The following is a 1,726-nucleotide window of genomic DNA, read 5'->3' on the forward strand; positions in this document are numbered from 1 at the left end:
GCCTCGAACAGCTCGTGGATGCACCGCTCCGCAGGATAAGGCGCCGCCGTCCGGTTCAGCTCCTCCAACAGGTACGCCCGCTCCGCGGCCGGCAGGATCTCCAGCTCCCGCACCGGCGTGTCCGGCGCCCGCTCCAGCGCCTCCGCCAGTTGCTCGAGCGCGCGCTGCATGTAGCCGCAGACCCGATCCGGACATATCGGCTCCGCCGCGTCCGCCGTCAGACCCAGCGCCTCGCCAAAATCCTCCACCGACAAGGTCAGCGGATAGTTGGTGCGCTCCTCTCCGCCCAGCCATTCCACGCCCGAGAGCACATCATCCGGTCCGGAGCTCGCCACCGGCGTGTTGTGGCGGTAGTTTAACAGCGCGCTGAACAGCGGCGCCGGCGCCGCAACACCGCTGCAGCGTTGCGCCAAGGCCAGCGAGGCATGCTCGTGCGCCAGCAGCTCGGCCAGCCGGGCGTGGGTGATCCGCACGCACGCCTCGACGGCGGTGCCGTCCAGATCAAGCCGCAGCGGCAGCGTGTTCATGAACAGCCCCAAGCTGCGGTCGGCGCCGGCGCCTCCCTGCATGCGGCCGAACAGCACCGTGCCGAACACCACCTGCTCGCGGCCGCTGCTACGCGCCACCACCTGCCCCCAGGCCAGATGGCACAGGCTCGCCAGGCTCACACCTAGGCGCCGCGCCTGGCTGCGCAGCCGCTGCTGCAGCGGCTGCGGCAGCATCCGCCGCGCCTCATGCACCCCGCTGCCGTCGCCGCGCACCTCGCTCAGCCCAAACGGCGTGGTCGGCGCATCGATGTCGCCGAGCCACGTCCGGAAGAACTCTTCATGCGCCTTTGCAACAACGCCAAGGCGCGCCTGCGCCACCAGATTGCGGAACGGCTGCGGGGCGCTCAGCTCATGCTCGCGCCCGTCAAGCACGGCCTGCACCTCGGCATGCATCACTTCCGAGGTCGTGTGGTCCCCGATCAAATGATGCTGCAGCTGAAGCAGCAGCCAGCGCCCGCTGCCGGGCTCGCGTGCAATCACAAACCGCGACAAGGGCGCCTGACCAAGATCGATCCGGTACTGGCGTGGATCAAACCGCCGCCGGAGCTGCGCGTGGCCAGGACCACCGGACGCATCCAGCTCAACCTCGGTCACAAGCAGTGGCGCCTTCCGCCACACCACCTGCGCCGGGCGCGACAGGCCCTCCCAGACAAATGACGTGCGCAGAATGTCGTGCCGGTCCGCCACCCGCTGAACCGCGGCCAGATAGCGGTCCAACAACCCACGGTCGGCAAACGCCATTTGCGACATCAGCAGGTACGGATCGCCTTGGCTGGCGAGCAGATGGTGGAACAGGATGCCGTCCTGCAACGGGGACAAGGCATAAATATCCTGGATGTTGCCGACGCCACCGGGCACCGTGGCGACGATCCGGTCGATCTCAGCTTGTGCCAGCTCGATCAGCGGCAGCATCTGCGGCGTGATCGCCGTACTCTGCTCGCTGATCAGGTTGGCCGGGACCGCCACCTCATGATGACTGCCCAGGCTCGCGGCAAGATCCGCCAGCACCGGTTTGGCAAACAAGGTCCGCACCTCGATCCCCAGCGACAGCCGCCGCAGCCGCTCCATCAGTTGAACCGCCAGCAGCGAATGGCCGCCAAGCGCGAAGAAGTTGTCGTGCCGTCCGACCCGCGCCACCCCCAGAAGCTCGGCCCAGATGGTCGCCAGCGTCTCCTCAA

1 protein-coding gene is annotated in these 1,726 nt (G+C 68.1%); it reads right to left on the reverse strand.

The window, feature by feature from the left end:
- The coding region (locus K288_RS49165) for a condensation domain-containing protein (protein WP_043162494.1) at positions 1-1,726 on the reverse strand (1,726 nt) is incomplete at both ends.

Origin of the sequence: Bradyrhizobium sp. Ai1a-2 (assembly GCF_000426245.1) — a bacterium.
Lineage (GTDB): Bacteria > Pseudomonadota > Alphaproteobacteria > Rhizobiales > Xanthobacteraceae > Bradyrhizobium.